17 protein-coding genes and 1 riboswitch are annotated in these 17,893 nt (G+C 38.8%); of the genes, 15 read left to right on the top strand and 2 right to left on the bottom strand.

All coding sequences use genetic code 11. The features are described from left to right. The first annotated feature begins 514 nt into the window (after positions 1–514). The 7 genes from potE to O3617_RS05670 all read left to right on the top strand — a co-directional run bounded on the left by potE (position 515) and on the right by O3617_RS05670 (position 7,964). A complete protein-coding gene (gene potE / locus O3617_RS05700; protein WP_371449107.1) occupies positions 515–1,846 on the top strand; it encodes a putrescine-ornithine antiporter in 1,332 nt (443 codons plus the stop codon). 131 nt (positions 1,847–1,977) lie between these two features. Further along, a riboswitch (cobalamin riboswitch) is annotated at positions 1,978–2,165 on the top strand. A gap of 158 nt (positions 2,166–2,323) precedes the next feature. Continuing rightward, complete coding sequence (gene nikB / locus O3617_RS05695; RefSeq protein ID WP_005384009.1) at positions 2,324–3,262, top strand: nickel ABC transporter permease; 939 nt, start codon at positions 2,324–2,326, stop codon at positions 3,260–3,262. After that, the gene (gene nikC / locus O3617_RS05690; protein WP_371449106.1) at positions 3,262–4,083 is read left to right on the top strand and encodes a nickel transporter permease; all 822 of its coding nucleotides are present in this window, start codon (positions 3,262–3,264) and stop codon (positions 4,081–4,083) included. Before nikB ends, nikC begins: the two co-directional genes overlap by 1 nt. A gap of 86 nt (positions 4,084–4,169) precedes the next feature. Continuing rightward, a complete protein-coding gene (locus O3617_RS05685; protein WP_371449105.1) occupies positions 4,170–5,738 on the top strand; it encodes an ABC transporter substrate-binding protein in 1,569 nt (522 codons plus the stop codon). Positions 5,739–5,750: 12 nt separating this feature from the next. After that, positions 5,751–6,548, top strand: a complete 798-nt coding sequence (locus tag O3617_RS05680) for an ABC transporter ATP-binding protein (RefSeq protein WP_005384001.1) — start codon at positions 5,751–5,753, stop codon at positions 6,546–6,548. Beyond that, a complete protein-coding gene (locus tag O3617_RS05675) occupies positions 6,541–7,362 on the top strand; it encodes an ABC transporter ATP-binding protein (protein WP_005384000.1) in 822 nt (273 codons plus the stop codon). The genes O3617_RS05680 and O3617_RS05675 overlap by 8 nt, the downstream gene beginning before the upstream one ends. Positions 7,363–7,487: 125 nt before the next feature. After that, complete coding sequence (locus tag O3617_RS05670; protein WP_371449104.1) at positions 7,488–7,964, top strand: ABC transporter substrate-binding protein; 477 nt, start codon at positions 7,488–7,490, stop codon at positions 7,962–7,964. 65 nt (positions 7,965–8,029) lie between these two features. On the opposite strand, the gene O3617_RS05665 is transcribed toward O3617_RS05670, so the two are convergent. Continuing rightward, positions 8,030–8,962 carry a DUF3829 domain-containing protein gene (locus tag O3617_RS05665; RefSeq protein WP_287510014.1) on the bottom strand — a complete coding sequence of 311 codons (933 nt, stop codon included), beginning with the start codon at positions 8,960–8,962 and terminating at the stop codon, positions 8,030–8,032. Positions 8,963–9,225: 263 nt separating this feature from the next. Here O3617_RS05665 and O3617_RS05660 point away from each other — a divergent pair, with 263 nt between their 5' ends. From O3617_RS05660 to O3617_RS05625, 8 genes are all read left to right on the top strand, one after another. Continuing rightward, complete coding sequence (locus O3617_RS05660; RefSeq protein WP_178832492.1) at positions 9,226–10,611, top strand: Sau3AI family type II restriction endonuclease; 1,386 nt, start codon at positions 9,226–9,228, stop codon at positions 10,609–10,611. A 74-nt stretch (positions 10,612–10,685) separates the two neighbouring features. Beyond that, positions 10,686–11,357 (top strand): hypothetical protein, encoded by a 672-nt coding sequence (locus O3617_RS05655; protein ID WP_371449103.1) that lies wholly within the window; start codon positions 10,686–10,688, stop codon positions 11,355–11,357. A gap of 72 nt (positions 11,358–11,429) precedes the next feature. Beyond that, complete coding sequence (dcm, locus tag O3617_RS05650; RefSeq protein ID WP_371449102.1) at positions 11,430–12,710, top strand: DNA (cytosine-5-)-methyltransferase; 1,281 nt, start codon at positions 11,430–11,432, stop codon at positions 12,708–12,710. A gap of 139 nt (positions 12,711–12,849) precedes the next feature. Next, complete coding sequence (locus O3617_RS05645) at positions 12,850–13,665, top strand: sulfurtransferase (protein WP_371449101.1); 816 nt, start codon at positions 12,850–12,852, stop codon at positions 13,663–13,665. Further along, complete coding sequence (locus tag O3617_RS05640; RefSeq protein ID WP_371449100.1) at positions 13,662–13,898, top strand: hypothetical protein; 237 nt, start codon at positions 13,662–13,664, stop codon at positions 13,896–13,898. Before O3617_RS05645 ends, O3617_RS05640 begins: the two co-directional genes overlap by 4 nt. A gap of 45 nt (positions 13,899–13,943) precedes the next feature. Continuing rightward, a complete protein-coding gene (locus O3617_RS05635) occupies positions 13,944–14,699 on the top strand; it encodes an exodeoxyribonuclease III (protein ID WP_316599082.1) in 756 nt (251 codons plus the stop codon). A gap of 87 nt (positions 14,700–14,786) precedes the next feature. Next, on the top strand, positions 14,787–15,476 hold the full coding sequence (gene queC, locus O3617_RS05630) for a 7-cyano-7-deazaguanine synthase QueC (protein ID WP_371449099.1): 690 nt from the start codon (positions 14,787–14,789) through the stop codon (positions 15,474–15,476). A 490-nt stretch (positions 15,477–15,966) separates the two neighbouring features. Next, complete coding sequence (locus O3617_RS05625; RefSeq protein ID WP_371449098.1) at positions 15,967–16,458, top strand: QueT transporter family protein; 492 nt, start codon at positions 15,967–15,969, stop codon at positions 16,456–16,458. An 83-nt stretch (positions 16,459–16,541) separates the two neighbouring features. Here O3617_RS05625 and O3617_RS05620 read toward each other — a convergent pair whose 3' ends face one another. Then, on the bottom strand, positions 16,542–17,798 hold the full coding sequence (locus O3617_RS05620) for a Glu/Leu/Phe/Val dehydrogenase (protein ID WP_371449097.1): 1,257 nt from the start codon (positions 17,796–17,798) through the stop codon (positions 16,542–16,544). Positions 17,799–17,893: the final 95 nt, after the last annotated feature.

Genomic DNA, 17,893 nt, shown 5'->3' with positions numbered 1-17,893 from the left:
GTATCTGTTAGGATCTTAAATGATTTCTTAGATTATAAAATTGGCTTCACCTGTGGGTGAGGCCAATTTTTGTATATGGACCACCTAGTTTTAAATCTTAATTGGTGTATGGTGAAATTAGCACAATCTTATTTATTTTGTGTCTTTTTGAAGTGGACGTGTAATAAACAATGGTCTTGTAGCAAGATACTATAACTTGAATAGATAGTGATTTTTCATATATTTGATTGATTAAACTGAAAGAAAATGATACTCTTACATTCTTTATACCGTTTCTAATCAAAAATAATATATAATTACTATATTTTTATTCAATTCGTGTAATATGCGGTGTCCACTAATAAAGTACTTTTCATTTACCACCTATGGTGTTATTATTAATTCGAAAAACAAATAAAAACGGTACTTTCACATTCCCGCCCATTACAGCAGGAACTGAACGTACTTAGCGGTTTTAATATATTACGTGAATTATGGACGAGAAAAAATTCACCTTACGAAAGGGGATTGATACATGAAAACCACCGCTAAAAAAATGTCTGTATTCCAGCTAACCACAATGGTAGCAGCCAATATGCTAGGAGCTGGGATCATTATGTTACCAACCAATTTGGCTCAAGTTGGTACTATTTCAGTGTTATCTTGGCTCGTGACAGCTGTGGGTGCGCTTTTACTAGCGTATATTTTTGCTCAAGCGGGTATGTTCTCCCAAATTAAAGGAGGCATGGGCGGTTATGCAGAACATCGCTTCGGTAAGACTGGACATTTTATGGCGAGCTATGCTTACAGCATATCTCTCATCATTGCTAATATAGCGATTGCAGTTTCCGCAGTTGGCTATGGCTCAGAATTCTTTGGTGTTGATCTAAATGCAACGCAAACAAGTCAAGTAACAATCGTCTTGTTATGGTTTGCAGCGATTTTGAACTTTAGAGGAAATCGCTTTACCGGTCAGCTCAGCAATATTACTATTTGGGGCTGTATTGTACCAGTGTTATTGATTGGTACGATTGGCTGGTTCTGGTTTAGCCCAGATACGTATTTGGCGGCATGGAATCCAAACGACTTGCCGTTCTTTGAAGCAATTAAACAATCCATTGCTTTAACATTGTGGGGCTTCCTAGGATTTGAATCTGCAGCAGCAAATGCAGATGCTGTAGAAAATCCAAAGAAAAACGTGCCAATTGCAACATTTGCAGGTACATTAGCAGTGGCGGTGATTTACATCTTGTCCACTAATGTTATGGCCGGTATCGTGCCTAACACAGAATTATTAAATTCCAATGCACCATTTGGTCTCACATTTGCATACATGTTCAATGACACAATTGCAAATGTCATCATGGCGCTCATGATCATCTCTTGCTGTGGTGCATTACTTTGCTGGCAATTTACATTGTCTCGAGTATTCAAGAATGCAGCAGAAGCAGGTTATTTTCCTAAGGTGTTTGCTCGTGTAAATAGCAAAGATGCACCTGTGCGTGGTGTATTTATCTTATTAGCTATTGAAACAATTCTTACATTGTTCACAGCTAATGATTCCCTTCGTGATCAATTTGAAACATTGGTAAACCTTGCGGTTGTAACTAATGTAGTGCCTTATATCCTCTGCATTATTGCAGTACCGACTATGATGCACATGTCTGGCTTAGAAAAACGTCGCATTGAGCGATTCTATTTTGTCGCTGCCGCAGGTGTTCTATACTGTGCATACGCAGTGTATGCATGTGGCGTCGATGCTATGCTCGGCAGTGCTGTTGCAGTGACTATTGGGATTTGCATTTACATGATACGCAAAGGTTGGTTAGCGTATCGGGCACAACGGTTTCAACAAAGTATTGATTAATTGAATATTCTCTCGTCTTATAGAGGCTGTTACTTCGGTAATGGCCTCTTTTGGTTATATGTATGGCAAAACAATACACTAGGGGGTATATGTATTGTTAGAAAATTATAAATATAGTATATTTATAATTGATAAAAGTGAATAAACTGAGTGTCGGTTTTACCGAGCGTAAAAGAGGAAAATGGGTGTAAATCCTATACTATGAAAATAGCTGTTATGAGGAGCAATATTTCGTATTAGGGTCACTGGGAAACTGGGAAGGCTGAAATATTGTGATGAATCAAAAGTCAGAAAGCCTGCTCAATCTTGAGGAACATTGTGCTAGAACACGGTGTTTTAATTTAGGTTAGTCAGGCAGGCTAATCTTTTTTTATGGTTATTTCATAGATCTTATTACACAGCATCATATTACATGTTTTCTTTCTATGTTTATTCACTATTAGGTGTTTTTATTTAAAAAGGGTATAGGAGGTGCCTATGGGCAAACGCTTTGCCAAGCAATTAGGACAATTTATTGTTACCTTGTTTGGCATCACATTTTTGACATTTTGTCTCACCTATTTAGCTCCAGGGGACCCAGTTACGATGCTACTGGAAACGGCGGATACTATCGTGTCTCAAGAAATGATTGATGAAACTCGAGCACAATTAGGCTTGGATAAGCCGTTTATCGTACAGTATGCAAACTGGGTAGTCAATGCAGCACAAGGTGACTTAGGAATGAGTTACTCTGCTAAAAAACCTGTAGTAGATCGCATGTTAGAAGCATTACCTGGTACGCTTGCATTGTCAGGAACCGCATTGGTATTTACGATTATCTATGCATTACCGGCAGGTATACTGAGTGCGTATAATCGGAATAAATGGATAGACTATGTACTGAGAAGCCTTTCTTTTATAGGCGTATCTATGCCGTCATTCTGGTTAGGCCTTGTATTAATTTACATTTTTGGCTTAAAGCTCGGCTTGGTTCCAATCGCTTCATCTCGTGTAACAGCGACAGGCGTTATTTTGCCAGCCGTTACATTGGCCGTTGTCGTTGGATCTAAATACATGCGTCAAGTTCGACTCGTTATCCTTGAAGAGATGCAAAAGGATTACGTTATCGGTGCCCGTGCCCGTGGCGTGAGCGAAATGAAGATTTTATTCGGTCACATTTTGCCTAATGCCGTATTGCCATTGATCACTATTTTAGGTGTTCTTATTGGTTGGTTATTAGGTGGTGTAGCGGTAGTTGAAATGGTATTCTCCTGGCCTGGCCTCGGGAATATGGCCATTTACGCCATCACTATGCGTGACTATCCATTGATTGAAGGTTTTGTGTTATGGGTTGCTATTGCATACATGTGTATCAATGCTTTAGTTGATGCATCCTATGTTCTATTGGACCCTAGATTGAAAAGGGAGAGAGCATAATGAAAGAATTTATTCAGAAACATAAATTGTTCTCTTTCTACACTGCATTGATGCTCGTTATCGTATTCATTGCTATCTTTGCACCATGGCTTGCTCCGGGCGATGCTTTCACATCGGATATGTCCAAGGCATTACAAGCACCTAGTACTCAACATTGGTTTGGTACCGACAAATTGGGCCGTGACGTATTGTCTCGTATCATTTATGGTACTCAATTATCTTTGTTCATGGGTGTATCCATCGTAGTGATTATGGTGAGCATTGGTACAGTCATCGGTGCCGTAGCAGGTTACTTTGGTGGCAAGGTTGAAATGGTTCTTATGCGCTTGGCGGATATCATGTTATCTTTCCCAGGGGTAGTGCTCGCCATTGCCATCGCCGGTATCTTAGGTGGTAGTATTGTAAATACCATCTTAGCATTATCGGTTGTAGGGTGGGCTAAATATGCGCGACTTGTTCGTTCTATGACGTTGAAAGTACGCGGTGAAGAATATGTAACGGCTGCTGTTATGATGGGGGCCTCTACATGGACGATTTTACGTCGTCATATTATTCCTAATATTTTGCCACTCGTTGTAACCACAGGGGCTCTTGATATTGGGGCTATTATGATTGAAGTTGCCGGTTTATCATTCCTTGGTTTTGGTGCGCAACCACCAACACCTGAATGGGGTCTTATGCTTAATGAAGGTCGTCAATACTTGCAAACGAGCCCATGGCTCATGGCGTTCCCTGGTTTGTCGATTTTAATCGTAGTATCCATATTCAATCTTTGGTCTGATTCTCTACGCGATGTAGTGGATCCTAAGAACCAAGGTTAATCTTAGTATTTGGAATCTTTATTAGGCCTTTGCGGCATAATAATGATATATAAGCTTTGTATATTGTGTTAATAAGGAGATTTTAAATGAAAAAATCTTGGAAAAAGGCTCTTTTAGCAGGTCTTAGCATTGTAATGATGGGTTCCTTCATCGCTGGCTGTGGCTCCGATAACAACGGCTCTGCAAATAAAGACGTATTGAAAGTAGGCGTAACTAACTTCGCTTCTACTTTAGAACCTACTGAAAACTTCTTCGCTTGGGTTGTAATGCGCTATGGTGTAGGCGAAACATTGGCTAAATTTGATGAACAAATGAAACCTCAACCATGGATTGCATCCAAATGGGAAGTATCCCCAGACCATAAAACATGGACTTTCACAATCAACGATAAGGTAAAGTTCTCCAATGGTAAAAAAGTTGATGCTGCAGCTGTAAAAGCATCTATCGAACGGGCTTTTGAAAAATCCAATCGTGCAAAAACATTCTTCGAATATGATTCCATCGAAGCAAATGGCCAACAATTGGTAATTCATACGAAGAAAGAATATCCTAATATGCCTGGGCTTTTAGCGGATCCATTGTTCCTTATCGTCGATGTACAATCTGAAAAAGACGGACGCAACTTTGCGAAAGAAGGCCCTATCGGTACAGGCCCATACGTAGTTAAATCTTTCACTAAAGAACGCGCTGAAATGGCTGCTAACGAAAACTATTGGGATGGTGCAGTACCATTCAAAACTGTAGAAATTCCTTCCATCGACGATCCTAATACGCGTGCTATGAGCTTACAATCTGGCGACGTAGATATGGCTGTTAACATCGGTGCTGGTGAAATCGGCTTATTCCAAAATAACGATAAGTTCAAGGTTGATGAAATTGCATCCCTTCGCGTAGTATTGGCTCGTATTAACCAAAAAGGTGTTCTTGGTGATGACAAAGTTCGTGCAGCTGTTATTTCCGCAACAGATCGTAAAAACTATGCCGATGTATTGCTAAAAGGCACATTCATTCCTGGTTCCGCTCCAATTCCACCATCCATGGACTATGGCTTCAAAGATTTGAAAGATCCTAATGCATATAATGTGGATCGTGCTAAACAATTGTTAGCAGAAGATGGCTGGAAAGATACTGATGGGGACGGCATCCTTGATAAAGATGGTAAACCGTTAACATTCAACTTCGTTGTATATAACTCTCGTGCAGAATTACCACTTTATGCCGAAGCTGTTCAAGCAGACCTTAAAAAAGTGGGTATCGACATGAAAATCAAAACAGTTGACTATAACTTGATTGATAAAATGGGTCAAGATGGCGACTATGATATGCTTATCTCCAATATCGTAACTGCTAATACAGGTGACCCAATCTGGTTCTTGTCTAACTATTGGCATACTAATATCGATGGTTCCAACCCACAAAATGGTTCTGGTTACTCTAATCCTCAAGTTGACCAATTGTTAGATGCTGCTGAAACTGAATTTGATCCTGCAAAACGTCGTGACTATGCAATTCAAATTCAACAATTATTGATGAATGATGGCGCTGCATTGTTCTTAGGTTACCCTAAAACTAATATCGTTACTGGTTCTTACTTGAAAGGTGCTGTCATGTACCCAAGTGACTACTACTGGATTACTAATAAAATTACAAAATAATAAGGAGCTATAATGGCAGAAAACATACTAACTGTAGAGAACCTTAACATCGCGTACCAAGGTGTGCCTGCTGTTATGGATGTAAACTTTACCTTGGAACGCGGTAAGGTATTGACCATTGTAGGGGAATCTGGATCCGGTAAAACTACCGTGATCCGGGCCCTTATGGGTTTGTTGCCTGCAGGTGGTGAGGTCACAGATGGTACAATGATCTTTAATGGTCAAGACCTTCGCACCCTATCTAAGTCAGAATGGAGATCCATACGTGGCAAAGACATGGCCATGATTTTCCAAGATAGCGGTAGTGCACTCGATCCGATTGTACGCATTGGTAAACAATTTAGAGAACTATTCAAAGCTCACATTGAAATCTCCAATGACGAATGTGATCGTCGTGCTATTGAATTATTAGAGTCTGTTGCGTTACCTAATTGCGCAGATATCCTTCGCCGCTATCCACATGAGCTGTCTGGCGGTCAACGCCAACGTGTTGGTATTGCCATGGCATTAGCATTAGACCCAGCATTACTCATCGGTGATGAACCAACATCTGCTCTAGACGTGACAACACAATCTCAAGTTGTTATGCAAATGATGGAATTATCTAAAGTGCATAATTCCGCTATCGTTATGGTAACCCATAACCTTGGTGTGGCGGCGTATATGTCCGATTACATCATCGTTATGAAAAAGGGCCGTGTTGTAGATGCAGGTACGCCACAAGAAATCTTAGAAAACCCATCTAATGAATACACAAAACAACTAAAAGATGCGGTACCAACATTGGAAGGAGGTCGTTACATTGACTAACTACGCAGTAGAAATTAAAAATGTATATAAACGATTCCCACTTCCTACTGGTGGCGAACTTGAGGCATGTAAAAATATCAATATCACCCTTGAAAAAGGGGAATCTCTTGGTATTGTAGGTGAATCCGGCTCTGGTAAAACAACATTGGTTCGTATGATTATGAAAATGTTGCCTATTACAGAAGGTGAAATCTATGTCGATGGTGTTGAAATTCAACATATGAATGCAGAACAAACAAAGGAATACCGTAAAAAAATTCAAATGGTATTCCAAGATCCATCTGCTGCATTTAACCCACGCATGAAGGTTAAGGATATTATCCTTGAACCACTATATAATTTTGGGCTTCTTGAAAAGGGAAAAGAAGAACAAATCGCTGGTGATTATCTTGAAATGGTAGATTTACCGCGCGAGTTCATGCATCGATTCCCTCATGAGATGTCTGGTGGTCAACGTCAACGTGTAGCTATCGCACGAGCTATCGTTTTGGAACCTGAAATCCTCGTATTCGATGAGGCAACGAGTGCCCTTGATGTATCTGTGCAAGATTCTATTGCCTATCTACTCGCTAGATTGCAAAAGAAACGGAATTTAACATATTTGTTTATCGCTCATGATATTGCTTTCATTCGTACTATGTGCCATAAGGTTGTAGTCATGTATAAAGGGGCTATCGTTGAAGAACTAGATGCGTTCCATCTAGCAGATGCAAAACATCCATATACAAAGGTGTTATTGAGTTCTATTTTTGAAATTGGTAAACCACATAATCCATTATCGATGGATACCGTTACTAATGATACAAATATATAATCTTATTGGTGAAAGCCTTCGCGTATGCGAAGGCTTTTATCTTTTCTATTTGCTAAATATATATTAGATGATTGAGAACTTTCGATAAATAGGATATGATAAAGATATTTTACGAGTAGGCGCCATTGCCGCCTAGCCTTGATTATGGATTTAAACAATTAAAGGATACCAATCCATATGATCCTAATAAGGCTAAAACTTTATTAGCTAAGTCTAGTTGGACAGATACCAATGGGGATGGCCTTGTAGATAAAAATGGTCAAAATCTCTCGCTAGTTTTATATACTTATACATCAAGACCTGAATTGACGCTATATGCAGAGGCAATGCAGGCGGATTATAAGAAAATTGGTATTGACGTACAGATTAAAATTGTCGATTATACGATGATTGATGAACTTATAGCACTGGCAGGTTTTACGCTAGATGCTACAATCGCACGCAATGCTATCATCAATGCCCAACAAATTTTGCTCGATGAAAATGCTACCATATTCCTTGGCTATCCTAAGATTAATATGATTGGTAAAAGCTATCTAAAGGGTATTCACACATCACCTAGTGAATACTATGTAATCACGAAAGATTTGAAAAAAGAATAAGTAGTATTGATTTAGACACAATAAAAGGACCAGCTATAAGGCTGGTCCTTTGTGTTGTTCAATTATTATTTTTTGCTGTCTACTGCATCGAGGTCATTCATATCCACCTCGTTAGCACGGCCAATCATGCGATTATATTTTACATATAATTGCGTATATGCTTCGCCATAGGAGGAGTTGATAATGATGTAATTTCTTGCTTCTGCAATAAATTCTTTTACAGCATCTTGATATTGTTTAACCGCAGCTTGCGTTTCTGGTTTTGTACCAGGTTGCAAGTCATTCAAGCGTTTTGTAATTTCTTGTAGATTGGTTTCGACCTTTTGTGTATCTGTATTACCATCAGGATCGATAATATCTATGGTTTGAGATAATAGTATATTTAATTCAATGAAATTAACTGCATTGACTCTGTTTTCATCAGCGAATTCTTTCATGCGTTCTGTATATAATTCGTTATTACGATTTTCAAGTGCTAAATCGTATGCATTATAGGCCGCATTGAATTGATCCGCTAATGGTACATATTGGCTAGCTAAGTTATCACTACCTACAAAATTATCTTTTTCAAAAGTTCTATCTGTGTAGTAGTTTTGAAGTTGGTCAGCTACAGGAATTAATTGCGATAAGATGGTAAGTAATTCATCCGTCGCCTTATTTACATCCTCATATGGTGTGGAACTTTCTTCTTTAGCTGCTTCAAGCTGAGTTTTTAATTTCTTATAGTCAGGTAATGTTACAGACGTATTATGTGTATGATTGCGCAATTCTTCAAGGGTTGGTTGTATTTGATAGGTATAGGCAACACTATTCAAATTAAATGTATCAGCTGCCTCAATATAAGGTCGTAAGGCATTGATCTTATCCTCAATTGTAGAGCGATATAATATTGTAGTTGCTTTATTGGATAGGAAGTGATAAGCGCAATAAATGCCTCCACCAATAACAGCAATCCCTAGAATTACGGCTAAGATTAATTTAATATAACCCTTTTTCAATTGCCAATACTCCTTGTAAAACGCGTTTGTGAAAAAATATCTATACTTTATATTCTATACAGTTGATATCAGTATTATTATAGCATAGATTAAAGGGGCAAAAAAGATACATATAACTGATAATTATTAAATAAATATTAAATATTATAAAGCATTAATAGCTATTTGAGTAAGTAATATATTTATTGATATGCAATGCAGTGTATGTTTATTTCATATTTATAAGTTGGTATAATTAAATTAACAAATGGGAGGTGATTGGAATGGATTTTGAACGTCGCTATGATTCTATTGAAGAAGTTTTAGATGTAGCAAAGTCTGCAGAAGGTAAGCTTGTAAAGGAGTATGATGTAACTAATCGACTTGAGACGAAGAAAAATAAGGGAGGCATAGGTCAAATCATTGAAGAAGGCTTATTTCATATGGCTCCCAATAGTCGTGCAGAAGCTGATTTTGCTAACCTAGATCTTGAATTAAAGGTTACTGGCATCAAAACAAATGCAAAGCAGACATCCTTCTCAGCAAAGGAAAGATTGGTTCTCAATATTATTGATTATATGGAAGAGTATAAGCGTACTTTTGAAGAATCATCGTTGTGGCATAAGAATAAAAAAATCTTGCTTATGTTTTATAAATGGATTGATGGTGTGAATAAAGGTGAATTTCCTATTCTTAAATCCGTTATCCATCAATTTTCTGAATCGGATTTAGCTATTGTTAAGCAAGATTGGCAAATTATTATAGATAAAATCAAAGCGGGTAAGGCTCATGAAATTTCTGAGGGGGATACCATGTATCTTGCTGCTTGTACAAAAGGTGCTAATGCAAAGAGCATGCGAAAGCAACCCTTTTCTGATATCCCTGCAAAACAGAGAGCCTATTCGTTAAAGAACTCATATATGACTGCTTATGTAAGACGAATTCTTATGAATGAAGACGTAATCTCAGTTTTCAAACCAGAAGAATTAAAGTCTAAATCAGTTGATGAATTATTACATGAAAGATTTGCACCTTATATTGGGCGTACATTATATGAATTAAAGCATCACATTAACTTTGCAGAAAACAAGAATAAAGCGATGTATGCAAATCTGGTCAGTGATCTACTTGGTATAAAAGGCACTAGTCTTGATGATACTGAGGAATTTGCTAAGGCAAATATCAAATTTAAGACTATCCGTTTAGAACCAAATGGTGTTCCGCGTGAACATATGTCATTTGAACAAATTGACTTTGATAGATGGCTCAATGCATCTTGGGAAGAATCCCAAGTATATGAAACATTTGAAAATACAAAATTCTTATTTGTTGTATTTCAATTTACTGAGACTGAACGAGAGAACCCTAACAGAGTACCTTATTTGAAAGGCATTAAGTTGTGGAATATGCCGGAGCAAATTATTGAGACTGAATTAAAAGATTTATGGCAAACGGTGCATGACATATTAGCAGTTGGTGTTGAATTAACACAAACGCCAAGAGGTGTGAAAAATAATTTGCCAGGAGCTAAGTTTAATGGTGTTTGCCATATTAGACCAAAAGCTGCCAATGCTGCTGATAAAGTTCAATTACCAGATGGACAAATGATTACAAAACAGACATATTGGTTAAATAGAGAGTATATTGCAGAAATAGTGAGAGAGTTATAATTTATGGATTATAGTGAGAGAACTAAATATAATTTTGAAGATGATTTGTTGGGAGAGCAGGCGGTAAATAAGTTTTGGTTGATTTTCTCTATGAAAAATTCAAAGAAAAAGGATATATTATTGATTTTGAAGTCTCTAGAGAGTTAAATAAGCAGCATGCAGGTAGTGATACTGTTCTTACTCTTAAGAGTGGAAAGAAAATTGTTGTAGATGAAAAGGCCGCTATCCATTATGCAAAAACTAATTTAAAGGAAAAAGCTATGCCCACATTCGCCTTTGAAGTGTCTTATATGTATAATGGGCAATTAAAAGAGGGGTGGCTGACTAATCCAAAATATAATGCAACGCAGCGATATTTATTATGTTGGTTATGGGTACAAGCTGGGACCAATAAAAGCCGCTTAAAGTATCACGACATTGTACAAATAGAAGCTATGTTTTTTGAAAAGACCGACATTCAAGAATACATTATAAATATAGTCACTGCTGATACAGATATCGTAAAGTTTCATACTGTAGCTTCTAATAAGAGAGTAAGTTTAGAAGAAAAAATCTTGCAAAAAGCACTTGATAAAATTGATGAACCTGTAGGGAAAGAGACATATCCTAAGTGGTATTTAACTGGTAGGAATATATTATCTGAGCAACCTTTAAATATAATACTTTATAGGAATCAATTAGAAGATTTAGCTACATCGCATTGGTTGGTAACGAGAAAAGAACTTATAAATTTAGATAAGAAATAGAAATTTGATCTTGATCTCTTCTCTAGAATCTGATATAATATGTTCGAAGTATTTTATTGATAAGGGGTTATAATGAAGATATTTTCTATGTTTGATGGTGTAGGTGGGTTTATAGTAGGCCTTGAGAACTCAAGTAAAGAGGTCTTTCAAACACTATATTCTAATCAGTATGAACCATCGAGAAAGATACAAGATGCTTACGAAGTAGGTTTATATAGATTCCCTAATATGGAACATATCGGGACCGATGTTGCACTCATTCCAAATGAGAAGTTTGAAGAGATGAAGCAAAATGGCGTTGATATGATTGTAGGTGGATTCCCGTGCCAAGATTATTCTGTAGCAAGAAGTAAAAAGAACGAACTCGGTATTGAAGGTAAAAAAGGGGTCCTTTTTTGGGAGATAATTCGTGCTACCGAGGTTATTAAACCAAAATATTTAGTTCTCGAAAATGTAGATAGACTACTAAAGGCTCCATCTAGTCAACGAGGAAGAGATTTTGCAGTTATGTTAGCCGCGTTTAATGAACTAGGTTATTCTGTTGAATGGCGTGTTATTAATGCTGCTGATTATGGACGTGCGCAACGACGTCGTCGTGTTTTCTTCTTTGTATTTAGAAATGACACAAAATGGGGTGAACGCTTACATACAACATATGAAGCAAAATTCTCTAAAGATACAACTATAGAAGAACGATTAGCACAGTATCAGAAATATATTTTTAAAGATGGTTTATTTGGTCGTCAGTTCCCAGTAGAAGGAACAGCTGTAAAAAAACGAGTACATGCGAATCAGTTAGTGGGCGATATTGCCGAGGTTTCCGAAACTTTCAATGATGGTAAATTTTGGAATTCTGGATTGATGACTAATGGATATTACTATACTATTGAAACCAATCCAATTGTTGAGCCACCGATTACAATGGGGAAAATCGTAGTTCCAGAAGAAACAGTTGATGCTAAGTATTATATTACTGGAGACAAACTTGAAAAGTTCAAATATCTCAGGGGGCCTAAAAAGTTAATACGTACCTCAGCAGATGGTCATGAATATACCTATGCAGAGGGGGGCATGAGTGAATATGATTCCTTAGATTTGCCAGGCCGAACAATGCTTACATCGGAAGGTAGTGTCAATCGCTCAACTCATTTATTAAAAATCAATGGAAATTATCGCTTGATTACACCTATTGAAGCAGAGCGTTTACAAGATTTTCCGGATGATTGGACAAAATTCAAACTCAATGCAAAGGGTGAGGTTGAAGAAGTGTCAGATCGGATGAGAATGTTCTTTATGGGTAATGCTTTGGTAACAGGTATCGTAAAGCGCATTGGTGATGAGTTACAAAAATAGATAAGATATAATATTAAAGAGGCTTTTATAGCCTCTTTTTTGTATAATAACCGTTGCTGATTGTATTCTATACTCCCCTCGTATATAATGGTATTAACAGATTTGTATTTTTCGATATAATCACATGAAAGGAGTCATTATGTCTAATTTCATTACTCCTAACGAACTATTACCTATCATGGATGAGGTTATCATCCTCGATGTAAGAGGGTTTCAAGATTATAAACGAGGTCATATTAAAGGCGCTTTTCCCGTCGATATAGATAAGGATTTGACCGGCCCTATCGGTGAACATGGGGGACGTCATCCGTTGCCGGATATGGAGCAATTGGCGAAAACCTTCGAGACATTTGGTATTAATGAAAATTCTAAGGTCGTTGTCTATGATTCTTGGATTTTCTTGGCTGGTCGTCTTTGGTGGACCTTGCGCTACATGGGCCTTAAAGATGTACGCGTTTTATCTGGCGGTATTGAACGATGGGTAAAAGAAGGTCATTTATTGACTAAGGATCCTACGCCTTTGCCTACAGAACCAACGACATTTAACTATACATTACAAACGGATATGACCATGAGTCGTAATGAGGTATTGGAGGCGAGTAAGTCCGGTTCTCATGTTATCGTCGATGCTCGTGCACCAGAACGTTATGATGGTTCGGTGGTCGATGTTATGGATGGCATGACAGGACATATTCCGGGGGCTGTTAACCATTTTTATGAAAGTGGCTATACTTCGGAAGGTCCTCGATCTATTAAGGACTTAGAAAATGAGTTTTACAATGAAATCTATCAACAAAAACCTGTTGTGACCTATTGTGGATCTGGTGTTACCGCATGTAATGCTCTACTTGTTATGAGCGAAGCAGGTCTTAACTCTGCATTATATGTAGGCAGCTCCAGTGACTGGGTAACCTATGATGAATTCCCAATTCAAACGGGGGTTGAAACATTATGAGAACGTTGAATCACATTTTATCGGTCGTTGCATTTGCTTATTTATGCTATCATTTGTATACCTACGGCCCTGGTCTATTCAATGTAACGGTGATGATTATCTTTTTGTTATCCGTTGTGGCGAATTACTTTAGATATCGTAAGGAAAACGAAATGAAAGCCAATGAAGTATCGCGACAAGCACGAGCTCAGGCTAAGCATGATCGTAAACATAAACATGCTCGTGAAAGCTAGCTTTCACAAATAATATTGTATATAAATGCCTTATAAGGAGTATCAATGAAATTAATATCTTGGAATGTAAATGGATTGCGTGCAGCCGTAACAAAAGGCTTTATCGATTCCTTTAACGAATTAGATGCAGATATTTTCTGCTTGCAAGAAACAAAATTGCAACCTCATCAAATTGAACTAGAATTACCTGGTTATGAACAGTTTTGGAATAGCGCCGTTAAAAAAGGCTATAGCGGCACTGCCGTATTTACACGCATTAAACCGATTGCGGTGACAAATGGTATTGGCATTGAAGAACATGACCAAGAGGGCCGTGTTATTACTGCTGAGTATGATAATTTTTATCTCGTTTGCTGTTACACGCCGAACAGCCAACGTGAATTAGCGCGTTTAGATTATCGCATGACTTGGGAAGATGCGTTCCGTGCATACCTATTAGAATTGGATAAAAAGAAACCGGTTATTCTCTGTGGTGACCTCAATGTGGCCCACAATGAAATTGATTTGAAAAATCCTAAAACAAACCGTAAGAACGCAGGCTTCTCTGACGAAGAACGGGCTAAGATGACAGAATTGTTGGAATCTGGTTTTACCGATACATTCCGTTACTTGTATCCTGATGCGGTTGATGAATATAGCTGGTGGTCCTACATGGGCAAGGCTCGCGATAGAAACGTGGGATGGAGAATTGACTACTTTATTACATCTAAACGCTTAGATGACAAGATTAAAGAGGCCAAAATTCATCAACACATCTTTGGCAGTGATCATTGTCCAGTGGAACTCGATATTGAATTATAATATGTGATATGGTGAAAGCTTAGCTCCATATATCTATATTAACGAACAAAGCCTCATCTTCGGATGAGGCTTTCATAAGGAGGAACGATGGCACAAAAGCAAAAAGCCGTTGTATTATTTAGCGGCGGCGTAGATAGCACAACATGTTTGGCGCTCGCCATTGAGCGATTTGGTAAAGAAAACGTAGTGCCCTTATCCATACAATACGGCCAAAAACATAGCAAGGAATTAGAGGCTGCGGCCAACGTATTAGCATACTATGGCATAGAAGGAAAAACGATTGATGTAACAAAATTGTTTGCATTCAGTAACTCATCCCTATTGAAGCAGTCTACAGAGGACGTCCCTACCGGTTCCTACAAGGAACAACAAGATGAACATGGGAAAGGTCCTGTTAGTACCTATGTACCATTTAGAAATGGACTATTCCTATCTGCTGCGACGTCCTTAGCACTATCCCTCGATTGTGGCTATATCTACTATGGCGCCCATGCCGATGATGCGGCCGGTAATGCATACCCAGACTGCACAGAAACATTCTACACATCCATGGGTAATGCCATCTTTGAAGGTTCCGGTAAAGAATGCTCCCTTGAAGCACCATTCATCAAATGTAACAAAGCCGAGGTAGTCCGCGAAGGCCTTCGCCTAGGCGTGCCATACGAACTCACCTGGTCTTGCTACGAAGGCGGCGACCGCCCATGTGGCCATTGCGGCACCTGCATCGACCGCCAAGAAGCCTTTCGCGCAAACGGTGTAGAAGACCCAGCAAATTAGATGTTCGCCGTTTGGTGGGCGGATGTTAGCATAATGTAAAGAATGCAATTGAGCATAAACCGTTATGCTAAAGAATTGACCACTTCTACAAAGCGACTTTAGTAGGTCAAGGCTTTCTTCCGAAACCCCGTTTATTAGTTGCTTGCAGTTTGGCGAGCATATGTTAGCATAACGTAAAGAATGCAATAGAGCATATACCGTTATACTGTAGAGTTGATTGCTTTCGCAGAGCGACTTTAGTAGGTCAAGGCCCTCGGCCGAAGACCGTTAAGCTAGCTGGAGCGGGTGCGAAAGCAATCAATTCTATCACCACAATAACACCTAGCCGTAACAAATGATTTATGTTATGATAAGTATCGAGCCAAACGGCGAACAACTACATAAGACAGTTTGAAACCATCCTGTCTCTAAACAAAACTACGGAAAACATAAGCACATTCGAGCATGGTAGTTTTGCCATGCTCTTTTTTATTGAAAAGGAGGTGAGTGCATGATTTCTACACGAAAATTAACAATTTCTGCTATGGTAGTAGCATTGTATATTGTTCTTATTTATCTAACCCAAGGTATTTCCTTCAGTGCCTACCAAATTCGTATAGCTACATCTTTATATGCACTTGCTTATGCCTTTCCGTTCTTAATCATTCCTATGGGCATAGGTAACCTCATTTCTAATTTCTTGTTCGGTGGCCTTGGCATCCTCGATATGGTAGGGGGCTTTGGTGTCGGTATTTCGACGACTGGTATCATCGTATTGATGCGACGTGCTGGACTTAGCGCGTGGTGGGCAATGCTGCCAATCATCTTAGTACCTGCATTATGCGTACCATTGTGGCTTAGCCCACTCGTAGGTGTTCCGTACTGGGCGTTGGTGATCAATTTATTGATTGGTCAAACAATTCCAGGCATCGTAGGTGCTACATTGGTGAAAGCTCTCGCATCGCGTCGCACAGTAGCCGCTTTGATGAACGCCATTAAATAACTACATAGCATGTAATATAAAAGGACTGACTTTCACAATGGAAAGCCAGTCCTTTTGCTATATGAAATTGTTAGAGAATAACCTTAGCAATTGTAGCCGCGAAGTGTCGTTTCGATGACAAGTCGTTCGAGAGCTACCATGTATGCAGCTAGGCGAGGGGCGACATTGTATTTTTGTTGCATTTGCCATACTGCTTCAAAGCTGTTTTGCATATTTCTAGTGAGGCGTTCATTTACTTCTTCGAGAGACCAGTAGAAGCCTGCTTTGTTTTGTACCCATTCATAGTAGGATACAACTACACCGCCACCATTAGCGAGTACGTCAGGAATGATATCGATACCTTTTTCAAAGAAGTATTTGTCCGCATCATTTGTAGTTGGACCATTAGCACCTTCTAAGATAATCTTAGCGCGTACATTTTCCATGTTGTCTTTGTTAAGTTGATTTTCAAGGGCTGCTAGATAGAGGATGTCTACATCTTGTGCTAACAATTCTTGACCTGTAATGGTAGTCATGCCTGGCTCGGAGTAACCAACTAAGGAACGACCGTGAGAATTAGCGTATTCATAAGCTTTTTCAACATCGAGACCATTTGGATTGTATAGATTAACAGCTACGTCGCCGATAGCTACAACCTTAGCACCTGCTTCTGCAATGAGGCGAGCACCTACGGAGCCGACATTACCAAAACCTTGAACGGCGACAGTCATATTTTTAATATCTAAGCCTTTTTTAGCAAAATAGCATTGCAATGCGATAAGGCAACCGCGGCCGGTAGCTTCATTACGACCTAGGGAACCGCCCACTTCGATAGGTTTGCCTGTAACGATACCTGGGCTCCATTCGCCTTTTAATGTGCTATATTCGTCAACAATCCAGCTCATGATTTGTGCATTCGTATTTACATCTGGCGCAGGAACATCCGTATTAACGCCGATGATAGGCGCAATGCGACGTACAAAGTTACGTGTTAACCGTTCTAATTCGCGAGGGTTCAATGTTTTAGGATCAACCTTAATACCGCCTTTACCACCACCATAAGGGATATTAGCGATAGCATTTTTTATAGTCATCCAAGCCGCTAATGCACGAACTTCGTTTTCATCGGAATCTGGATGGAAACGTAGACCGCCCTTGGCACTACCACGCAATGTGGAGTGTTGGCAACGATAGCCTTCATATACGCGAACTTCGCCATTATCTAGTTGGAGTGGAACGGATACCTTTAGTTCCCGTTCTGGATGGCGTAGTACTTCATAATCATTTCTAGTATAGCCAAGTTTTTCGGCCGCTACATCGAGGGTGTTTAACATGTTTTCATAGGGATTATAGTTTTGCATATAAAAGTCCTCCTGATAATTCAGAATCAATGGATCGTTTAAATGTCTTGCTATTTATTGTATTCGACATGGTCGTATAAATACCCTACATACAA

Origin of the sequence: Veillonella sp. 27098_8_77 (assembly GCF_041431535.1) — a bacterium.
GTDB lineage: Bacteria > Bacillota > Negativicutes > Veillonellales > Veillonellaceae > Veillonella.
This window is presented reverse-complemented; position numbering and strand designations above follow the sequence as displayed.

Bases quoted from the DNA above. Each gene is read 5' to 3' on its own strand.
- O3617_RS05660 (WP_178832492.1), top strand. From the start codon at position 9,226: ATGGATTTTGAACGTCGCTATGATTCTATTGAAGAAGTTTTAGATGTA.
- dcm (WP_371449102.1), top strand. From the start codon at position 11,430: ATGAAGATATTTTCTATGTTTGATGGTGTAGGTGGGTTTATAGTAGGC.
- nikB (WP_005384009.1), top strand. From the start codon at position 2,324: ATGGGCAAACGCTTTGCCAAGCAATTAGGACAATTTATTGTTACCTTG.
- queC (WP_371449099.1), top strand. From the start codon at position 14,787: ATGGCACAAAAGCAAAAAGCCGTTGTATTATTTAGCGGCGGCGTAGAT.
- O3617_RS05635 (WP_316599082.1), top strand. From the start codon at position 13,944: ATGAAATTAATATCTTGGAATGTAAATGGATTGCGTGCAGCCGTAACA.
- O3617_RS05685 (WP_371449105.1), top strand. From the start codon at position 4,170: ATGAAAAAATCTTGGAAAAAGGCTCTTTTAGCAGGTCTTAGCATTGTA.
- potE (WP_371449107.1), top strand. From the start codon at position 515: ATGAAAACCACCGCTAAAAAAATGTCTGTATTCCAGCTAACCACAATG.
- O3617_RS05620 (WP_371449097.1), bottom strand. From the start codon at position 17,798: ATGCAAAACTATAATCCCTATGAAAACATGTTAAACACCCTCGATGTA.
- O3617_RS05640 (WP_371449100.1), top strand. From the start codon at position 13,662: ATGAGAACGTTGAATCACATTTTATCGGTCGTTGCATTTGCTTATTTA.
- O3617_RS05625 (WP_371449098.1), top strand. From the start codon at position 15,967: ATGATTTCTACACGAAAATTAACAATTTCTGCTATGGTAGTAGCATTG.
- O3617_RS05645 (WP_371449101.1), top strand. From the start codon at position 12,850: ATGTCTAATTTCATTACTCCTAACGAACTATTACCTATCATGGATGAG.
- nikC (WP_371449106.1), top strand. From the start codon at position 3,262: ATGAAAGAATTTATTCAGAAACATAAATTGTTCTCTTTCTACACTGCA.
- O3617_RS05680 (WP_005384001.1), top strand. From the start codon at position 5,751: ATGGCAGAAAACATACTAACTGTAGAGAACCTTAACATCGCGTACCAA.